The 19741-nt window shown below is 51.0% G+C and carries 15 protein-coding genes; 3 read left to right on the top strand and 12 right to left on the bottom strand.

From position 1 onward, the window contains the following. Positions 1 to 16 precede the first annotated feature (16 nt). From NT073_RS23430 to NT073_RS23385, 10 genes are all read right to left on the bottom strand, one after another. On the bottom strand, positions 17 to 790 hold the full coding sequence (locus tag NT073_RS23430; RefSeq protein WP_297378486.1) for an aldolase/citrate lyase family protein: 774 nt from the start codon (positions 788 to 790) through the stop codon (positions 17 to 19). 33 nt (positions 791 to 823) lie between these two features. Beyond that, entirely contained in the window at positions 824 to 2353 is a 1530-nt protein-coding gene (locus tag NT073_RS23425; protein ID WP_297378483.1) for a SusD/RagB family nutrient-binding outer membrane lipoprotein, read from the bottom strand. Between the two features lie 42 nt (positions 2354 to 2395). Then, the gene (locus tag NT073_RS23420) at positions 2396 to 5899 is read right to left on the bottom strand and encodes a SusC/RagA family TonB-linked outer membrane protein (protein WP_297378480.1); all 3504 of its coding nucleotides are present in this window, start codon (positions 5897 to 5899) and stop codon (positions 2396 to 2398) included. A gap of 48 nt (positions 5900 to 5947) precedes the next feature. Then, a complete protein-coding gene (locus NT073_RS23415) occupies positions 5948 to 7066 on the bottom strand; it encodes a FecR family protein (protein WP_297378477.1) in 1119 nt (372 codons plus the stop codon). A 49-nt stretch (positions 7067 to 7115) separates the two neighbouring features. Then, the gene (locus tag NT073_RS23410; protein WP_297378474.1) at positions 7116 to 7718 is read right to left on the bottom strand and encodes a sigma-70 family RNA polymerase sigma factor; all 603 of its coding nucleotides are present in this window, start codon (positions 7716 to 7718) and stop codon (positions 7116 to 7118) included. A gap of 315 nt (positions 7719 to 8033) precedes the next feature. Next, positions 8034 to 8729 (bottom strand): hypothetical protein, encoded by a 696-nt coding sequence (locus NT073_RS23405; protein WP_297378471.1) that lies wholly within the window; start codon positions 8727 to 8729, stop codon positions 8034 to 8036. A gap of 159 nt (positions 8730 to 8888) precedes the next feature. After that, on the bottom strand, positions 8889 to 9980 hold the full coding sequence (locus tag NT073_RS23400) for an aminotransferase class V-fold PLP-dependent enzyme (RefSeq protein WP_297378468.1): 1092 nt from the start codon (positions 9978 to 9980) through the stop codon (positions 8889 to 8891). Between the two features lie 66 nt (positions 9981 to 10046). Then, on the bottom strand, positions 10047 to 11951 hold the full coding sequence (gene serA, locus NT073_RS23395) for a phosphoglycerate dehydrogenase (RefSeq protein ID WP_297378464.1): 1905 nt from the start codon (positions 11949 to 11951) through the stop codon (positions 10047 to 10049). Positions 11952 to 12019: 68 nt separating this feature from the next. Continuing rightward, positions 12020 to 13126, bottom strand: a complete 1107-nt coding sequence (locus tag NT073_RS23390; RefSeq protein ID WP_297380252.1) for an alpha/beta fold hydrolase — start codon at positions 13124 to 13126, stop codon at positions 12020 to 12022. A 169-nt stretch (positions 13127 to 13295) separates the two neighbouring features. Next, positions 13296 to 15116, bottom strand: coding sequence for an acyl-CoA dehydrogenase (locus NT073_RS23385; protein WP_297378461.1), 1821 nt, complete (start codon positions 15114 to 15116; stop codon positions 13296 to 13298). A 247-nt stretch (positions 15117 to 15363) separates the two neighbouring features. Between NT073_RS23385 and NT073_RS23380 the strand changes: the two genes are divergently transcribed. Beyond that, positions 15364 to 15894, top strand: a complete 531-nt coding sequence (locus tag NT073_RS23380) for a DUF2911 domain-containing protein (protein WP_297378459.1) — start codon at positions 15364 to 15366, stop codon at positions 15892 to 15894. 219 nt (positions 15895 to 16113) lie between these two features. Further along, on the top strand, positions 16114 to 17007 hold the full coding sequence (locus NT073_RS23375) for a hypothetical protein (RefSeq protein WP_297378456.1): 894 nt from the start codon (positions 16114 to 16116) through the stop codon (positions 17005 to 17007). A gap of 9 nt (positions 17008 to 17016) precedes the next feature. Here NT073_RS23375 and NT073_RS23370 read toward each other — a convergent pair whose 3' ends face one another. Together NT073_RS23370 and NT073_RS23365 are read right to left on the bottom strand one after the other, a co-directional pair. Beyond that, positions 17017 to 17418 carry a hypothetical protein gene (locus tag NT073_RS23370; protein WP_297378454.1) on the bottom strand — a complete coding sequence of 134 codons (402 nt, stop codon included), beginning with the start codon at positions 17416 to 17418 and terminating at the stop codon, positions 17017 to 17019. A 96-nt stretch (positions 17419 to 17514) separates the two neighbouring features. Next, positions 17515 to 17646 carry a hypothetical protein gene (locus NT073_RS23365; RefSeq protein ID WP_297378449.1) on the bottom strand — a complete coding sequence of 44 codons (132 nt, stop codon included), beginning with the start codon at positions 17644 to 17646 and terminating at the stop codon, positions 17515 to 17517. A gap of 110 nt (positions 17647 to 17756) precedes the next feature. Between NT073_RS23365 and NT073_RS23360 the strand changes: the two genes are divergently transcribed. Next, complete coding sequence (locus NT073_RS23360; RefSeq protein WP_297378446.1) at positions 17757 to 19715, top strand: sialate O-acetylesterase; 1959 nt, start codon at positions 17757 to 17759, stop codon at positions 19713 to 19715. Positions 19716 to 19741: the final 26 nt, after the last annotated feature.

Genomic DNA, 19741 nt, shown 5'->3' with positions numbered 1-19741 from the left:
GTTTCGGGCAGGTGCATTATTTATAGACGGCTCTGAACCCGTCCAGCTTTTTGGCCAGATTCCGGGCACCGTCGGCAACAAAGGTGGCATCGGCTCCACAAGCGATTAGCCGGATGCCGAGGTCATGGTATCGTTGGTAATCGTCAGGATTGAAGAACAGAATGCCGGTGGCTTTGCCCGCTTTCTGGGCGGCATTGACCGTTTCCTGCAAAGCTTCCTTGAATCGGGGGTGATCGAATTGTCCGAAAATGCCCAGTTCCATCGACAGGTCGGCAGGGCCGATGAACAGCACGTCGACGCCGTCCATAGCGGCTACTTCATCGAGGTGATTCAGCACTTCGACCGTTTCAATTTGCACCACGCCCAGAATCGTATCCCGCGACTCTTCATAATACTGGTTGAAGTTTTGGGCAAAACCCGTTGCCCGGACCATTTTGGCCACCCCACGACTGCCATGTGGGGGATAATGAAGCCCGTTAACGACTTTCTGCGCTTCGGCCGGGTTGGAAATTTTGGGGCACATAATCCCTTCGGCACCCATGTCGAGTACCCGGTGAATCCGCTGGCTTTCGGCACTTTCTACCCGAACAATAACCCCGGCATTGGTGTGCTCAAGAGCCTGAAGCTGATACAGGGCGTCTTTCTCGGAACCGGCTCCGTGTTCGAGGTCGATGAGGACCCAGTCAAAACCGGCTTGTCCAACGATTTCGGCGGTGAGCGGACTGCCCAGATTCAGCCAGCAGCCATTGAGCGTTTCGCCTTGTTTAAGTCGTTTTTTTAGATTCTTCATGGCCACTAAAGAGGGAATGGGTGCGGCTTTACTTTACTTCTTATCCCACCAGATTCGGGTGTCGAGCAAATTAGGCCCCTGTCGGCTAATAGCCTGTTGCACATTGACTTTGTTGACATTCAGTTCGGCGTCGGTATAGGTTAGCCGACGGATGAACGGCTCCGTTTTGAGGTCGCTTCCGGGGTATGGATTGGGTTTCAACACCGGAAAGCCCGACCGGCGGAAGTTAGCCCATGTTTCCGGGCCGACGAGGAATGAAGCGACCCAGTACTGCGTGTTGATCTGCTCCAGTTCCTGGCCCGCCGTCAGGGGATTGGTTTGTAAGTAGGTTGAAATGGAGGCATCAGGCACGGCGGTGCTGGCTCCGTAGGTGGCCAATTGCCGCATGTGCGAACGTATACCGTTGGCGTATAGAGTAGCCGGATCGCCCGTGGTCCATTTGCGGAAGGCGGCTTCGGCCAGCAGAAGTTGCGTCTGCGCGTAAGTAACCAGAAAGCTGGGTGCCAGCAGAGCCGCCATCCTCGTTTTGTCGAGCTGGCTGTAGTCCCACAAACTTGCCAGTTTGCTGGCCGTTACGGCCGCGCTGATGGTGGTATTGTCGTAACCCAGCGGAGCGCCAATTTGAGCGGCCGGTGTTCGGTTGGCTCTCGATTCCACCTGCTGGGCACCACTGGTGGCACCCACGTAGCGCACCGCAATGGAGGCCAGCCGCGGGTCGTTGGTTTTGCTCAGATAGCTCACGAAGTCGTCGGCCAGATAAAAGAATGCCGACTGACCGCCGTTCAGTTGCGAGCCGACGGGATTGGTAAAGCTGGCCGTATGGCGGATGATGGCATTGTCGTCGTTGGACTGCATAACGCCACCCGCTACTGCTTTAGCAACGTACTCAGCTGCCTTTGTCGGGTTAATTTTCGATAAGCGCATGGCGGCTCTCAGCAGAATGGAGTAGCCCAATCGCTTCCATTTTACTACATCGCCGTCGTACAGAATATCGCTGGCTACTTTGGTTTTGGTAGCGTCCATAGCCGTTGAGGCCGCATCCAGTTCGGTGAGCAGGTCGGTATAAACGGATTCCTGGGTGTCGTAAATGGGGGCCACGATACCCTCCAGATAACTTTTCCCCGCCTGAGCGTAAGGAATATCCCCGTAGGTGTCCGTCAGGATCATGAACGAATAGGCCCGCCAGATCCGGGCCATGTTGTACAGATTCGTACGGGTTGGATCGTCTTTGGTTTTCGTGACAACATCCGTTATTTCCTTGATGACGGACTGATAAAAGGTATTCCAGTTACCAGCCGCCACATTGCGGTTGTCCTGATTGAAGTTAGCTGCCGAACCCTGACCACTGAATGGCGTAATCATCTGCTTTACGATGGTCGTCTCGTAACTCAGGTTGCCGTAACCCGGTACACTGTTCAGAATGGCAGTATTTAGCTGAAAAGCCGGTTCAACAGCCGTCAGCGCAATGGGGTTGACGTTCATCTGGTCGAACCCTTTGTCGCAGGAGGCCAGCAGAAAGACAAGGAGGGCCCAGCCGGGCAGATACTTTCGAATCGTTTTCATGTTAGTCCGTTTTGATGGGATGGGAATGTCGGCCGGTGACGCTTAAAATCGGAGATTGAGATTAAAACCTACGCTGCGGGTGACGGGCAATCCGGTAGCTTCGAGGCCAATGAGGTTGTCGGACGGGAAGCCAAACTGCTCCGGGTGAATGTTAGGCACCCATTTCTTGATCACCGCTACGTTGTTCGCTACGGCATTCAGCCGAATACCCTTGATGAATGGAATCGTGGACGGCAGGAATTTGCTGAAATCATAGCCCAGCGTAATCTGCCGTAACTGCCAAAGCCCGGCATTGTAAACAAACTCTTCGGCAATGTTCTGCGACCGAACGGTTTCGTAGTATGCCTGTACCCCCGATTTTGTCTGGTTGACTTCGCCGTTTGGATTGACGCCATCGCCGATAATAAATCCCTGCTCCCGGCCAACCAGCGTGGCTTTGTGCAAACCGTGCCGCCAGGCATTGTGATTCGTGCCGGAAATCATCTTGTGGCCGAGTTTGAAGTCGATCAGGAAGGACAGACTGACACCTTTATAGGTGAAGCTGTTGGTAATACCGCCCACCCACAAGGGCAGGGCGCTGCCAAAACTGATTTGGGTGGGCGTTCGCAGGGGGCGTCCATTGCCTACGTCAAATACCTGACGGCCCTGGGCATCGCGTAGGTAGCCGAAGCCGAATAGCTGGCCCATTGGTAAACCCACCACCTGCCGGAGTTCGCCGGTAAAGTCGCCGGTGCCTACCGTAATCATGTTGTCGCTGACGCTGGTACCCAGATCCAGCACTTTGGTCTTGTTGTAGGCCGCATTTATGTTCACATCCCAGCTGACATTAGCCCGCTTGAGTGGGGAGAACGTCAGCAACATTTCAAACCCCTGATTCTGGCTTTTGCCTACGTTGATGAGCTGGGTCAGATATCCACCCGCATCGGAGGTCTGGGCGCGCAGAATCTGGTCGGAGGAGAGTTTGTCGTAGTAGGTCAGATCGAGCCCGATGCGGTTGTTGAACAGCTTCAATTCCAGGCCGACTTCCTTTTCAGACACGCGCATAGGGCGCAGATTGGCATTGGGGACCGTGGACCCGCTGATACTGGCCAATGGCTGGGCCGTGCCGCCGGGCGACGGAAACTGCTGGGCATTGATTCCGTAGAACAGGTTGTTAGCATAAGGCTGAACATCGGTATCGCTCCCCACTTCGGCGTAAGCTGCCCTGATTTTGCCGAACGAAATCCAGCCGGGCAGCGCATTGGCAAAGGCCTGCGAAAACACAAAGCTGGCGGTTACGGACGGGTACAAGATACTCCGGTTTTCGGCCGAAAGGGTAGAGAACCAGTCGTTTCGGACGGTTCCATTCACGAACAGGAAGTCCTTGTACGAAACCTCCGCCGACCCATAGACCGAGTTAACCTGCCGTTCCGAGAATTCGTAGGTGGCGTCGCGCTGGCGTCCGTTGCCGATGGTGTATAGACCACGGGTGTAAAAATCCTGCACAAATACGTTATGCCGACTGATTCGGCGGTACATCTGGTTGCCCCCGGCATTGACATTCACCCCGATCACGCCGAAAGTGCGGTTAGCCCCCAGCAGAAAGTCGGTATTGAGTTCGCGTACATTTCGGGCATCCTGCACATACTGGCCATTTACGAAACCGGCGGGGGCTGCGGGCTGCCGCTGGCTGCCGGTGGGGAGATTGTAATCCTGCTCACGCGAATAATAATCCTGACCCACCCGCGCCTGCAGGAACAACCAGTCGGTGAAGTTGTAACGGGCGGTGAGGTTGCCGAAAATACGGTCGTTGCGAACGTTCTCGAAACGTTTGAGCGCGAAGTACGGATTGGTCCGGTTGGTGAATCTGGACCAGACAACTTCGTTACCCTGGGCGTCGGATGCGTATTTTTCCAGCAAGTCGAGCGGCATGGAGTTCGCCATATTGAACAGTACAACCGGGCTGTAATCCTGCTCGGCGATGTTCGGTGGATTGGTACGCGACTCGTTCGAGTAGTTAATGTTACCCGAAACCGTCAGCTTTTTGGCCAGCGTTTGCGTAAATCCCAGATTGATCGTTTTGCGGTTATAGCCGGAACCGGGCAGAATTGTTTTGTTGTCCAGATTGGAAAGCGACAGGCTAAATCCGCCAAATTCGCCCCCCGACGAGAGCGTAAGGGTATTGGTCCAGGTTTGGCCGGTTCGGTAGTATTTCGTGATCTGGTTGCGCTGAGGTTCATACGGCACCACCACGCCATCGAAGAGGGTTTGCGTCATGCCGGGCTGGAATTTCTCGCCAAAGCTCCACTGTCCCGACGTTGGAAACGGTGCCGTGGGTCGAACGCCGTTTTCTCCCTGCCCATATTCATACTGGTAATCGGTATAGTCGAGCGGGGTGTCGGTCGTGAAATTAGTGTTGTATTCGAGACCGATACCTGACCCAGCTCCCCGGGTTTTGGTCGTAATCATAATAACGCCGTCTTTGGCGCGGGAGCCGTACAGAGCCGAGGCAGCCGCCCCTTTCAGTACGGTCATGGTCTCGATATTGTCGGGGTTGATGCTGCTCAGACCATCCCCGCTGTCGGAGGTTCGGTTACTGCCTTTGTCGGCCACATCACCCCGTGCGCCGTAGTTGGTGTTGTCGATGGGTACACCGTTGACGACAATTAACGGGGAGTTATTTCCGCCGAAGGACGATTGTCCCCGAATTCGAATTTTGCTGGTTCCGGCTGGGCCTGACCCCAGAGACGTGATGTTTACCCCCGGAATTTTTCCTTGCAGGGCGTTCATGAAATTGGCGGTTCGGTTGATCGTGATTTGATCCGACGTGACCGTTGAGGTGGCATAGCCAATGCTTTTGGCTTGTTTTTTTATGCCCAGTGCGGTTACAACCACCTCGCCCAGGGCTTTACTTTCGGGAGCCAGCGAAACGCGCAAAACCGACTGATTTCCGACAATCACCTCTTTGGCTTCGTAGCCCACAAAGCTGAATACCAGCACAGGAGCGCCCTCATCGGGAATGTCGAGCTGGAAGTTTCCTTCGGCATTAGTCGTGGTGCCACGCTGTAACCCTTTTACCAGCACGCTAACGCCCGGTAAACCGGCCCCTTTCTCGTCACTTACCTTGCCCGACACCAGTCGTTTTGGGGCTGTCGTTTCAACCACATCCTCTACCGGAATAATCAAGCCGGTTTGTGAGTTCTGTGGTACCACAGCTGACAAAACCAGTTTACGGCCCACCAACTCATAATCCACTTTCAGCGGTTTGAAATATTTGATGAGTACCTCTTCCAGCGTGGCATTCGTTGCCTGAATACTTATTTTTTGCTTCGGCTCGATCACCTGCGAGCTATACACAAACTGCACTCCGGTTGCTTTTTCAATCTCTGCCAATACCTTTTTGATTTCCTGATTTTCGGCATGAAGGGTCAGGCGTTTTTTCAGGTACTCCTGAGCATTAGTCGAATGGGCGTACGACACACCCACAAGCAGGAACATAACTAAACTCTGTGTTAGTGAAAACCTCATAAGTTTCGTCCAGAATTGCCCGGAAAGGTGTTTGTTCATGGTTTTGGTAGGGTTATGGGTTTAGAATCAGGCGCTTTTGCCGATTGATTACTTTGGAGCGTGGACTCTCAGAGGACTGATTACAATCTGGCCGTCCGTTATTTCGTAACTCGCTGAGGCTGCTTTGCATAGCAAGTCCAGTTTCTCGTAGAGGGATTCGTTCGAGAGGGTGGCCGTAATTCGGCTGCTTGTAAAGCTCTGCTCATCGAATTGGATTGGGATGCCGTAGCTTGTCTCTAACTCCCGCAAAATCACCGGCAAGGGTATTTCATCGTACACAAACGACGCTTCCTTCTCGGGTTTGTTGAGTAAGGATGGGTTGGCTACCAGCGTTTTAGTCAGGTTACCGGCTGTTTTTTCAAAGAGAGCAGCCTGGTTCGCATACAGGATAAGTCCCCTAACTTCTTTGTTATCAAGGCTTTGTTTCGTTTTGGCCTTGTAGACCGACACTTTTCCCGAAATGACCTGTACGGTGATGTTCCGGTCGAGGTCGAAGGCGCGTACAACAAATTGAGTACCCAGCACTTTGGTAACCATTTCGCCGGTGTACACCATAAACGGCTGGCTTTTGTGCTTTACCGCAAAACTGGCCTCGCCGGTGAGGTACACGGTTCGTGAATTTCCGGTAAACCGCGCCGGATACCGGAGCTGACTTTTGGGGCTAAGCAGCACTTCAGAACTGTCATTCAGCACCACCCGCAATGGCTGCTGCGTATCGTTGATGGTTTCAACTAGTTGTGTTTTGTTGGCTTCAGCCAGTTGCGGGAAAGGATGGGGTAGATCTGGCTGGGAAAAGTACCAGCTTATTCCTGAAGCCATTGCCAGAAGTGCGGCAATGGCTAACTTCCAGCGAGAACCGAACGGGTAAACAGTTGGCTGTTCGGTGTTTCGGGGTATTTTCGTCGGGTTACGAACGGGGATATAGGCGCTGGCCCGTTCAATGAATAGGTTAGTTTCTTTGCGGATCTCTCCTTCGCTGAGTCGTTCGTCCGGAACATTGGTTGACCGGATAAAGCGTTCAGCGTGTTTGAACGCTTCCCATTGTTCGGGATATTGCTGGAGAAAAGACATCCAGAACGATTCCCGGCTGCTGTTGCCCTGCACCCAATCCCGAAACTCTTCGTCCTGAATAAAGTCGTCTACTGTGTATGATTCGTAATTTTTCATGGCTGTTGGCTGCTTTCCAGTGGGTTGTTGATACCGATAAGGGGGACTATCAGACTTCCTTTAGAAAGTAAAGCACCAACCCTATGCCATTGACCGTCCAGTTCTTTCGGAGGCTGTTGAGGGATTTCTGGAGCAGATTATACACCGATTGACGACCCAGATGCATGACATCCGCAATCTGTTCAAAACTAAGATTCTGGTAAAAACGAAGGTAGATAAGCTCTTTCTGTCGGTCGGGCAGATGGTTGATGACATACTCCAGTTTGCGGGTCTGGTAGATTTCGTGCTCCTCTTCGATCAGGTGAATGTCAGCCGAAAATTCGACCGAGAACGCGTATTCATCGGAAACCGACGAATTATACGCCGTATGTTTTTTTGCCAGCTCCCGCAACATTCGGCTTTTGAGCACGACGAGCAGATACGCCCGGACATTTTCTACCGGACGAATGGACTCTTGCATCTTCCAGAGGTTCAGAAAGATTTCCTGAATGCAGTCTTTTACAAACTCCCGGTCGGCGTGGAGCCGCATACCCCAATGGAAAAGGTCGGAGTAATGACTTTGCATGATTTTGGCGAGGGCGTACATATCGCCCGATCTGTATTCCTGCCAAAGTTGCTGTGCGTCGTCTGGGGGTAGGCGTCTGCTCATCATTCCATGGGGCTTTATACCATGAGCAGTATTTAAGAGAAACTTAACCTCTGAATTAAGATTATTTTTTTATAAAATATGATAAAATTGTAATGATGACCTTTGTAAAGGTCTCGTTGATCACTTTTGAGCATAAAAAAAGCCTGTAAATAGTCCCTTTGGAGCGTATTTACAGGCTGAAGAGTTTGTCAGAAGATAGTTAACCACAGAGTCACAAAGAGCACAGAGCTGCAATCGGTCCGCTATTGGCCTTTGATGGCTCTGTGGTTAATCAATTTTTCAGGTATCTCGCTATGTAATATAACCGACCAGGCAGAATTACCGCGCCAGTTTTACACCTTTACCAGCTACTCGGCCAAAATAGTAGTTGACGCCAATTTTCAGACGACCACCTTTACCCCGGCTAACGGTCGGGTCGATCTTGTTATAAAAGCTGCTTTCGTACGACACCTCAGCGCCCAGGCGGTGCAGAATCCAGGCCATAACGCCAATTTCCAACCCTACGCTGGTGTATTTGTATTTCGTATCAGCAGGAACATTCTCCGAAAACTCCCGGCCACTATTCAAACTGGCACCAACAAAGCTGCTGATTCGCGTACGGAATGGATAATAACGTGCAAAAGCTCCCACCTGACGGGCGTGATATTTGTTACCCACCAGCCGGTCGGCATCATAGCGAAGACCGGCCGCAAAGCCCGGCTGGAAAAAATAGCCGATCCGTGAATTGAATGCCAGGTAAACTTTCCCGTCAGTAGCCCCCATACCTAAGCCACCCCCCAAAAAAAGGTTGTTTGGCTGGAACCAGCTTAACTGGTTAGCCTGCTGATAACTAATGGATTTGTCAATTTCTTCTTCCATTTTTTCACCAGCTTCGTTGGCTTTCTGACGAACTTCCTGTTTCGTTTTGTCGTCAATTAGTGGCTTTTCCTCCTTGGATGAGTCGGGCCTGTTCTGAGCCATGCCCGTAATCATCAGGCTCATCAGGAGTGTTGAGGTTGTAAGTAGTTTCTTCATCGTCGTTGAGTTAATAATCCTTTCAATACTGTCCTATTAACCATACAGCCCCCATAAGGTTTGTTTATACAGTTCCCCTGTTAAGAATAGCGAATAAAAAAAGAACGCCCTTCCCAACCTGGAAAAGGCGTTTTATAAAGTTGCCGGGCGGGGATAGTATTATTTCTTCAACTCATCGATCAATGCCGCTACCTGTTCGATGGAAACGGCCGGGAAGTTTGCAATCCGAATTTGCGAATCCTTAAATTTACCGTACCCGCTGCCCACAATCATATTAACCGCTTTCGTAGCGGCCATAACATCGGCTGATGATTTTGGCTTATTGGGCGTTCCGGTGGTTGCCACAATGACCGTCTGCGAACGGTGGCGTTCTTGGCTCACGAAAGGTGACAGTGTATCGGACGTTTCCAGGAATTTATAGAGCATTCTGGCCTTCTCTTCCGTCTGCTTTCGCATAGTGTCGATGCCGATCCGGTTAAAATCTTCCGCAATTTTTCCCAGAATATAGATGTACAGCACGTTTGGCGTAGCGGGTGTTTCGAACGTTTTGTAGTGCTTCCAAAGCGTAGGCAGGGTATGGTGCGCACCAATGGTGAGCGAGTCGTTCTTTTCCAGCCGTTCGGCTTTAGCCAGACAATTCTGACTGGCAATCCAGACTCCCAGACCGGCGGGCATACCAAACGCTTTCTGAACCGAGAAAAACGCCGAGTCGATCAGGTTAAAATCAAGGTCGGGGTAGGGGGCTGAGGAGACAGTGTCAATACAAAATAACTTCTTGGGGTACTTCCGCTTCAGTTTATGCATTTCGCTCGTCCGCATCTGCACACCCGACGAGGTTTCGTTATGGGTCAAGCAAACCAGTTCCGCGTAAGCAGGAATCTCCACATCAGCAGCATCGAATCCTTCGCCAAACGGTTTTTCGAGTACATGGGCGTGTTTGTGCAGGGCGTTGGCGTAATCGTAAAACTTCTGGGAGAACGAGCCATTTACGAGGTGAAAACTCTCGTGCTCCACGCAGTTGAGCAATACCCGTTCCCATACTTCCGATGCCGAACCGGTAAAGAAGATGCCATGCGTTGATGGAATGCTCAGTAACGTCCGCAGTTGTTCATCCGCAAACTTATAGATGTCCCGAAACCGCTGGCTCCGATGCGAGATCGAGCCAATCTGTTCGTCCATTGCCGTTTGCAGGTGTTGATAAAACGTTGGGTATAACTCGGCCGGGCCAGGCGTAAAGTAGGTATTTTTCATTTTTGAACGAGTGAAAGAGCGGACGAGTGAAAGAGCACTCGTCCGCTCTTTCACTCGTCCGCTCTTTTAGTATAATAGTCGGAACTTGATTGTGTTGTCGATGCCTTTGAGTTCTTCCACAACTTCGTCGGCGTATTCCTTGGCCACGTCGGTAATCACGTACCCGATTTTCTCATTGGTTTTGAGGTACTGGCCGTGAATGTTGATGTGGTACTTGGCAAAGATGGTGTTCATTTTTGCCAAAATACCCGGAACGTTGGCGTGAATGTGCAGCAGGCGGTGGGCACCTTTCAACAGCGGAAGTTGCAACTCCGGGAAGTTTACGCTGCCGTACGTACTGCCATTATTAATGTATTCGAGCAGTTTGCCCGGTACAAAGCTTCCGATGTTCGCCTGAGCCTCCTCCGTACTGCCGCCAATGTGGGGCGTCAGAATAACGTTGGGCAGGTTACGAAGGGCACTCATGAACTCTTCGTTGTTCGTCTTCGGCTCTTGCGGGAATACGTCGACACCCGCACCGGCAACTTTACCCCGCTCAATGGCGTCGACCAGGGCCGGAATATCTACGATATGGCCGCGCGACAGGTTCAGGAAGATAACGCCGTTTTTCATCAGCCCGAACTCCCGGTAGCTGATCAGGTTTTTATTTTCTTTCCGGCCGTCGGTGTGCAGGCTGATAATATCGGCGATGGACAGCAGTTCGTCCAGCGATTTGCATTTGCGGGCATTGCCCAGCGCCAGCTTATCGACGGCGTCGTAGAAGTAAACCTCCATGCCCAGCGCTTCGGCCACAACCGATAGTTGGGTGCCAATGTTGCCGTAACCGACCAGGCCAAGTTTTTTACCCCGTACTTCAAAGCTGTTCTTAGCTGATTTGTCCCAGCCGCCCTTGTGCATCATGTTGCTCTTGGGCACAATGCTCCGAATCAGCATGATAATCTCGCCAATGGCCAGCTCAACCACCGAGCGGGTGTTGCTGTACGGCGCATTAAATACGGCTATCCCTTTATCGGTGCAGGCATCGAGGTCAATCTGGTTGGTGCCGATGCAAAACGCACCGATGGTCATCAGTTTATTGGAATGTTCCAGCACGCGGGCGGTAACATTCGTCTTCGAGCGGATGCCCAGAATAGACACATCGCGGATGGCTTCGATCAGTTCGTCCTCATCCAATGCTCCTTTGCGAATCTCGACGTTGAACCCTTCCTGCTCGAAGAGTTGAATAGCATTTGGGTGAACGTTTTCGAGGAGCAGCACTTTGATACGGCTCTTCGGGTACGACTGGCTGCGGCTCAGGTTGTTGTGGTACAGAAACTCATCGAGCGAGGGAGCCACATGGTCGGCCCGTTCAACTACGCGGGGACGCATTACGTTTTCGGTAAAGGCGTAAAAGCGATTTGCCAGGCCAGATGCCTTGATTTCGTAATCGGTATAGCCATCGCCAATAACGTACACTTCCCCATCGAGATGCAGATTTCGAATTACCTGCGATTTGCCGCCGTTGGCCGACAGAGGATTTTGTGGGTCGAACCCCACGATAGCTCCCTCTTGGTCGAACTCGAATGTATTGGCAAAAACGTTCTCCGCATGAATTCCTAACGACGTAACGATGGGTACAATAAACTCTTTGAAGCCATTGGAAACGATATAGATCGAGTCGGCATTCTCGGACAGAAATTGCCTGTTGCGCTGAAAGGAATCCGAGATTTTACCCATCAGGGTTTCGATCAGGGCGGGCAGATGGTTCTTGTGCGCTTTCAGCAGGTTCAGCCGTAACTTGAGTGAATCAGTAAACGATATTTCGCCCGACATGCCTCGGTCGGTTATCACTTTGATTTCATTCAGCACATCATCGCGGTCCGGACGGCCAGTGAGTGAGATTTCGCCCAGCACGTCGAGCGCTTCTACCTTTGTGAGGGTGCTGTCGAAATCAATGATGTAATACGTCTGTTCGAGTGGTTTGGTGAGCATCAGATAAATTAGCTATTCCCGCACTATACGCGGGGCAATGGGTGTAACGAATTCAACAGGTATGGTCTTTAGTTCGTGATTGTCAAAAATTGCAACGCCCGCTCTTCCGACCAGTACGTGCCCTGAATACCTTCTTTTCGGGAGGGAAAGCCGCAGTGGCCACCTTCCTCCGGAAACTCCATCCAGACGTTGGGGAGTTCCCGGCCCAATGCTTCGGGGAAACATTCGGGTGATAGAAACGGGTCATTTTTGGCGTTTACCAACAATGTCGGAATAGCGATGGCAGGTATAAATTGTAAAGAACTGCTTCGCGTGTAATAGTCGGTTACGTCCCTGAACCCATTCATCGGCGCTGTAAACAGGTTATCGAATTCACGAATGTTCCGGGCCTTTGTTATCGCTTCAGTCGGAAAAACGCCCGGCATCAGCGACGCTTTCTGCAAAATCTTGCGTTTAAGTGTGCGATTAAAACGATAATTGTAGACCAAGCTATCCCATCGTTCGAGCCGACTGGCTGAGCCCATCAAATGAACGGGTACGGAGAAAACAACGGCTTTTTTGACCGATGGATGCAGCGACTGTCCCTGTTCACCGATGTATTTTAAGGTTACATTGCCGCCAGCGCTAAACCCCATAAGGTAAATAGTCTGGTAGCCTTTCGAGAGCGCGTGCTGAATAATGAAGTGTAAATCGCCCGTTTCACCAATGTGGTAAAACCGTTGCTGTCGGTTCAGTTCCCCACTACAGGAGCGGTAATGCCAGGCCAGACAGTCGAACCCATGTTTTGTCAGATGCCGAACCATACCCGCCAGATAAGAGCTACTCGAACTGCCCTCAAGCCCATGAGAGAGAATGACAAGTGAGTTTGAAGGAATCTGGAGCGAGGAGTTAGTATGGGGCCGCCCGGCGGTGAGGAAGGATGACCGCACCGGCGGATCGGCATGTTGTGCGGCCGGATGGCTCCCGGAACGCTGGCCGCTCACTCCTGGCTCCTGGCTCCTAATTACTAAAGAAAAACTCCAATCCAAATCTAGAAAATCATCATCCGGGGTCTCGATGCGTTCGCGGACGTAGGTAACCTGTACCTTGCGAAACAGCGAGGGGATGATGGTTTGCAGGTGGCCGTTCCACAAGCGGGTGGGCGGCTCATAACTTGATTGGGCAATCAGCGGCATTACGAACGCGGGCGATTGAAGCCGCAAAGGTAAAGGTTCTGAAACGTAGAAGCTTACTAAATAATAAAAAACATAGTTTTGCCCGGTATTATTATGAACGAACCCATCAATTACATTTTCTGGCGTACTAAGAAATGTAATTGATGGGTTCGTAACAATAAAGAGGACTTTACAGGGCCAGTTCCTTCTCCGTTACGATGGTAAGAACTTCCGTGTCTTTGAGTCGTACGGCTAATCCCAGAGTTTTTGGAACCTCGTAATGGAAGAAAAATTTCATGGTGTGAATCTTGCCTTCGTAAAAGATCAAGTCGTCACCCTGCGGATTCTGCGTGAGTAACAACTGTTTGGCAACTACGGCCTGCTTTAGCCACTGCCAGGCAATAACCACAATCCCGAACATTTCCAGAAACAAGGTCGCGTCGGACAGGTAGCGTTCAATATCACCTTTCTGCGCGTGCGGCATCAGGCTGGCCATAACCTCCTGCGTGCGTTTGAGTTCCGCCGTGAGCTGGTCGGCGTAGGGTTTCAGATCGTCGAAAGTGCTGGCTTCGGCAATGAGCTTGCTTATTTCAGCAAAAAGAAGCTGGGGCGCTTTTCCGCCTTTTATGGTCATCTTCCGACCCAATAAGTCCTGGGCCTGAATACCCGTTGTACCTTCGTAAATGGGTGTGATGCGGATGTCGCGGTACAACTGCTCAACGGGGAAGTCTTCCGTAAATCCGTAGCCGCCAAAGGTCTGTAAGCTCTGGCTTACCGATTGTACACCCATTTCGGATGGATAGGATTTAGCCACCGGCATCAGCAGGTCGAGCAGCAAAAAGGCGTTTTCTTTTTCCTCGCCCTGCGCTACTTCACTGATGTCATACAAACGGGCGGCTTCAATCAGCAACGAGAGCGACCCCTCCGTTACGGCTTTCTGGAAAAGCAGCATCCGCCGTACATCGGGGTGATTGATAATGGGCGTCTGGGGTGCATCGAGAAGGTTTTTCTGATTAAGTCGCCGACTTTGGGGGCGCTCTTTGGCGTATTCCAGTGCGGCATGATAGGCCGCCGTGGCAATCGCAGCCGCTGTCATACCAACCCCGATCCGTGCTTCGTTCATCATCTGGAACATATACGGCAAGCCCTGGTGCGGCTGGCCAACGAGATAGCCGATGGTATCGTCGTTGGTGCCCATTGTCAGGTGCATGGCGGGTACGCCTTTCTGCCCCATTTTATGGTATACCCCCGTTGAGGTCACGTCATTATCGACAAAGCCGCCGTTGCCATCGGGCCGGTATTTGGGAACCACGAACAGCGAAATACCTTTCGTCCCCTTAGGTGCACCATCAATTCGGGCCAGCATCAGGTGAACGATATTATCAACGGCATCGTGGTCGCCCGCCGAAATAAAGACTTTCTGACCTTTGATTTTGTACGCTCCAGATCCAAATTGGTCATCGGGCAGTGGGGTGGCCGATGTTGTTACGTCAGATAGCGACGAACCCGCCTGGGGCTCCGTCAGGGCCATGGTGCCCTGCCAGGTACCGGCGAGCATATTGGGTACATATGTTTCGCTGAGTTCAGGTGAGCCAAAGGATGTGATAAGGTGAGCTGCTCCGGACGTCAGCCCCGTATACATCATACCGTTGTTTGCCGCCATCAGAATAAACCCAACGCAGGAACTGATCATTTCCGGCAGTTGCTGCCCGCCGTGCTCAAAGGAAAATCCTGCCCCTATGAGTCCAGCTTCGCCCACGGCTTTTAAATACTCTTTCACCTTTGGATGTACGGTAACCTGACCATTTTTCAGCTCAGGCTGGTTTTTGTCGATATCCTTTAGGTACGGGTGCATGAGTGTATCGGCGATGTACGTGGCCGAGTCGAGTACGAGATTGAACGTTTCGCGGTCGTGCGCGCTGAAATACTCGTATTTGGTTAGCTCTTCTGCTTTAAAGACTTCATGCAGGAGAAACTGGAGATTACGCTTGCTAAAATAGGTCGTTGCCATAAGGAGCGAAACTAGTAGAAAAAAGTATGCTTACATACGATAGTACCTCTAAAATACCAGGTTTTGGCTTTGATCTGGTACTGGAGCATTGATTTTTATGATTTTCAGATGTCAAACTATTATTTCAAACATGTACCCGATCTGAAGGTGCAATGTTCCGGAAGTGATATAGCGTTATCAAAAACTATCGTTTACTTTGTAACGTTTATGGAGTAATAAACGATAAATCAATTCAATTCATTAGCACATGAAAAACCTAATTGCCCTTTTTACTTTCCTGTTAGCAACGGTATCGGTTGTACAGGCGCAGGACAATAAAGCACCCGCAAGCCCTAAAGTGACCGTTGAAAGTCCAGATAAAAACATTAAGGTAGTTTATGGTCAGCCCTCCAAAAGAGGCCGGGTTATTTTTGGCGCTGACGGGTCAAATAGTCTGGAGAAATATGGTAAAGTATGGCGTACCGGCGCCAACGACGCTACCGAAGTGACCTTCAAGAGCGACGTTATGTTTGGCGGGAAGATGGTTAAAGCAGGGACCTATACGCTGTTCACTATTCCCGGTGAAAAAGAGTGGAGCGTTATTCTGAACAGTACGCTTGGTCAGTGGGGTGCATATGACTATGAAAAAATCAAAGGAACGGATGTCGCAACAGTTAAAGTACCCGTTTCCATGAACAAAGCACCAATCGAAAAATTGATCATTACGCCCGCTAACAGCAGCATTTCTATTGGCTGGGACAACATGACCATCTCGGTACCTGTTATGAAACACGGTTGAGAAAAAGGTCCGTTTTGAATAGGTTATAATAAATGGTTCTTGCTAATAAGCAAGAACCATTTTTTTGTTCATTGGCTAACGAATCGCTGTTTTTAGCGAATAAAGAGTACTTTAAACGTAAAATTTGCTTGTTGCGTATCTCCTTTGTGCTATTTAATAACCGTTTGCGAATTAAATTGTGCCTAAGTAATTAACAAACAAACGTTTATCACGTTATTTGTGAAACGCTTTAACGGATACCAGATGATGAAACGCTACCTGCTGTATATACTGCTCGGCTTAGCTGTTGTGCCTGCCTTCGGACAGGGCGTAACGGACTATTACCGATTGCCAGCGCGAAGTCATCAATATGACCGGCTGCTTACCCGTTATGGTGGTCCTTACATCCAAAGCCGCTGGTATGCTTCTCTGGAAGGATTCATCCGAACAGATCGTGCCAAACTCGACAATTCCCTAAACGGGCTTATCGAAAGTGATCTGGTAGGAAAGCCCGGTTGGGGGGCGGTTGTTGGCTGGGTTTACCGTGAACGCTGGGCTGTTGAAGGTGGATATGCCCGGATGCCCATTCACACACAGATCTCGGTAACGAGTGCCAACTCACCCTTAGTCTTTCGGTATAGCAATGCCCGTAATGCCTTTGTTTTACGGGGCAAACGCCTTCTTTTATCAACAAATAAGCCCTGGCTTCGGTCGGGCTTCTGGCTAAGTGGCGGGTTGTGGGTTGTCCCGAACACCGGACAGCAGGAAGGCCGCTTCTCACTTATTGGTTACAGTTATTACGGACGCCGGGAAACCCCCGATACCCTCCGACTGACCAGCCAGACGAACACCAATACGAACTTGACGGCTCTCGCCGAAGTGGGTGCCGAATACAATGTACGGCTGAGCAAGGTCGTTGATCTTGGCTTTTCAGTTCGTAGGTTTTGGGGAATTGGTAATGCCCTGACGACCGATGTTACGTATAGTATCAATCGTATGGCTGTTCAACAGGCGCAACTCTCCGGCTCCGGAACGGGTATGAGTTACGGCATGACACTCCGGTACACTTTCTCGACCAAACGGAAGTTAGGAAACGCGCTGGACGTTCGCGGGAAAACGTCGCGATTGCAATAGGATCACTGCCTAATTCCAGACATCCCGGAAGTCATTGGCAAATTGCCGGAAGGTTATTGGTGGTCGTTTTAGTAAGCGTTCTGTTTCGGACGTGAGCCCTGCCGCCTTCCCTAATTTCGATACGGTATATAGGGCCGCCATAATTAAGGTATAGCCAAGGGGTAATTTCTCCTTCTGGCACTTCTGCCAGATAAAGCCCAAAATAGATGGATTTGCGTACGTTATTTTTCGGCTAAGTACGTCCGTAGCACTGATATCCCGTACATCAATAAAACTGGTTCGGCCGTGAGCGGCAGGTACGAAAATCTCATTTCGGAGCCTGATTTCGTCCCGATACGTTGTGCTCAGATTTTGACTGAAAAAGCTCGGTTGTAAGAATGTATACGGCAATCCCGCTTCCCGAATCAGCAAAATACGGCTGACACCCGCCAGCGCTGCCTCGAACGTGGCTGAATTTTTGAAGTCAAGGCAAACGGTTTCATTAGCTTCCAGACCTAACCTTTCCGTTTACTGACCTGGCGACCGTAATCCGGCTACGACCGTAAACTCTTGCTTTCCCGGGTGTCTCATCAGATCGGCCAGTGTTGCCAGACCTACATTACCGGTAGCGCCGGTAATGAGTATGCGTTCGGTTGTCATCACAAAGAGGAAGTTTTATCCACCAATAAGGATAAATGTAAAATTTTATCTTTTATGTTCGCGCCACGCTCTCAGGCTGACAGAATACTTATCTTAACCACTGAATTCGCATGAATCGTTTAACAGGACGTTTCCTCTTTTTATGTCTTTTGGCCGCACAAACGGGCTTTGCCGATGTTCGCTTGCCAAACGTCTTTGGTTCCCACATGGTCTTGCAGCGTCGAAAGCCGGTGCCGGTATGGGGCTGGGCCGATGCTGGTGAAAAAGTAACCGTAACCGTCGCCAGTCAGATCAAAACAACGAAAGCGGGTAAAGACGGGAAATGGCGTATAGTCCTCGATCCGATGGAAGCAGGTGGCCCATATCAACTGCTGGTAAAAGGCAAAAAGAATACTGTTTCCTTTGACGATGTACTAACGGGTGAAGTCTGGATTTGCTCCGGGCAGTCGAATATGGAGTGGCCGTTGGTAGCCGCAGCCAATGCCAAAACGGAAATTCCGTTGGCAAACTTTCCCAACATCCGGCAGCTATTGGTTAAAAAAGACCTCAGTCTTACACCTAAAGAGAATATCGAAGGAAGCTGGAGTGTGTGTACACCGGCAACCGCTCCTCAGTTTACGGCTGTTGGGTACTTCTTTGCCAAACAATTGCAAAAAGAACTGAACGTTCCGATTGGCTTGATTAACACCTCTTGGGGCGGCACGCACTCTGAAACCTGGACTAGCCGTGAAGCCATGAACCAGCATGACGAGCTAAAATCAGTAGCGAATAAATTGCCCGCAACGGATGAAGAAGTCATAAAAAGCGGTGCTGCTCGCACGCAGGCCTTGTTAAAAACACAGCAGGGTGGGTTACCAACCGCCATCGAAGAGCAAAGCTGGGCAAGTGCTACCTTGACTGATAGTGACTGGAAAACCATGAATATGCCCGGCGACTGGGAGTGGGGCGGCTTACCGACGCTGGATGGCGTGGTGTGGTTTCGGCAGGAGATTACGGTTCCTGAGGGCAGTAAGCTGCAAAAAGTAACGCTACATATGGACTCGGTCGATGATAACGATTCGACCTTTGTCAACGGGCAGCTGGTGGGCAGTACCAAAGGGAGAGGTGCACGCGTGTACATGCTACCCGAAGGATTGCTGAAGCCGGGCCGGAATGTGATAGCTGTCCGCGTAACGGATACGGGTGGAAGCGGAGGTCTTATGGGTGAGCCTCAAAAGCTTAACCTGTCGGGCGATGGACTCATGATTCCGCTGGCGGGTCAGTGGAAATACAGGGTTGCCAATGTGTTTGCTTCCTCCTACAAACCGGGACCTAATACCTACGCTACACAGCTTTTCAATGCTATGCTCAACCCGCTCATTCCGTACGCCATTCAGGGGGCGATCTGGTATCAGGGAGAGTCTAACGCGGGGCGGGCGTACCAATACCGGAAAACGTTTCCGCTCATGATTCAGGACTGGCGTCAGCATTGGGGGTACGATTTTCCGTTCCTGTTCGTTCAGTTAGCCAGTTACAACGCAGCTAACGGAGACAGCAGACGAGGGAGTGGCTGGGCTGAACTCCGCGAAGCGCAGACAATGACTCTTCAACTGCCCAACACGGGCATGGCCGTAACGTCCGATATTGGTGAGCGGTCAGACATACACCCGAAAAACAAACAGGATGTTGGTAATCGCTTAGCTGCTGAAGCTATGCGGGTTGCTTACGCCAAAGCAGGTGATGCCTCGCGTGGACCTCTGTTCGACAAGATGACCGTTGATGGTAACCGGGCCGTACTGACGTTTCGCAGTGTGGGTAGCGGGTTGATGGCCAAAGATAAATACGGGTATTTGAAGGGCTTTGAAGTAGCAAGTGCTGATAAGAAGTTTTATTACGCCAAAGCTGAAATTCAGGGGAACTCAATTGTCGTCCATGCCGATTCCGTGACGGCACCGGTGGCCGTTCGGTATGGCTGGGCGGACGATAACGGCGATGTAAACCTCTACAATCAGGAAAATTTCCCGGCAGTACCCTTTCGTACCGATACCTGGAAAGGAATTACGGAAGCGGCTAAGTTTGGAGAACAGTAATAACCTAAAGGGCGGCCCCGCGGGGC

Source organism: Spirosoma sp., from assembly GCF_026391055.1.
GTDB lineage: Bacteria > Bacteroidota > Bacteroidia > Cytophagales > Spirosomataceae > Spirosoma.
The sequence above is the reverse complement of the archived record's forward strand: the minus strand, read 5'-3'. Positions and strand labels throughout refer to the sequence as shown.

Excerpts from the sequence above, each read along its gene's own strand:
- NT073_RS23390 (WP_297380252.1), bottom strand. The coding sequence starts at position 13,126 with ATGCCGCTGATTGCCCAATCAAGTTATGAGCCGCCCACCCGCTTGTGG.
- NT073_RS23415 (WP_297378477.1), bottom strand. The coding sequence starts at position 7,066 with ATGAAAAATTACGAATCATACACAGTAGACGACTTTATTCAGGACGAA.
- NT073_RS23405 (WP_297378471.1), bottom strand. The coding sequence starts at position 8,729 with ATGAAGAAACTACTTACAACCTCAACACTCCTGATGAGCCTGATGATT.
- NT073_RS23410 (WP_297378474.1), bottom strand. The coding sequence starts at position 7,718 with ATGATGAGCAGACGCCTACCCCCAGACGACGCACAGCAACTTTGGCAG.
- NT073_RS23360 (WP_297378446.1), top strand. The coding sequence starts at position 17,757 with ATGAATCGTTTAACAGGACGTTTCCTCTTTTTATGTCTTTTGGCCGCA.
- NT073_RS23400 (WP_297378468.1), bottom strand. The coding sequence starts at position 9,980 with ATGAAAAATACCTACTTTACGCCTGGCCCGGCCGAGTTATACCCAACG.
- NT073_RS23430 (WP_297378486.1), bottom strand. The coding sequence starts at position 790 with ATGAAGAATCTAAAAAAACGACTTAAACAAGGCGAAACGCTCAATGGC.
- NT073_RS23385 (WP_297378461.1), bottom strand. The coding sequence starts at position 15,116 with ATGGCAACGACCTATTTTAGCAAGCGTAATCTCCAGTTTCTCCTGCAT.
- NT073_RS23365 (WP_297378449.1), bottom strand. The coding sequence starts at position 17,646 with ATGACAACCGAACGCATACTCATTACCGGCGCTACCGGTAATGTAGGT.
- serA (WP_297378464.1), bottom strand. The coding sequence starts at position 11,951 with ATGCTCACCAAACCACTCGAACAGACGTATTACATCATTGATTTCGAC.
- NT073_RS23380 (WP_297378459.1), top strand. The coding sequence starts at position 15,364 with ATGAAAAACCTAATTGCCCTTTTTACTTTCCTGTTAGCAACGGTATCG.
- NT073_RS23425 (WP_297378483.1), bottom strand. The coding sequence starts at position 2,353 with ATGAAAACGATTCGAAAGTATCTGCCCGGCTGGGCCCTCCTTGTCTTT.
- NT073_RS23420 (WP_297378480.1), bottom strand. The coding sequence starts at position 5,899 with ATGAACAAACACCTTTCCGGGCAATTCTGGACGAAACTTATGAGGTTT.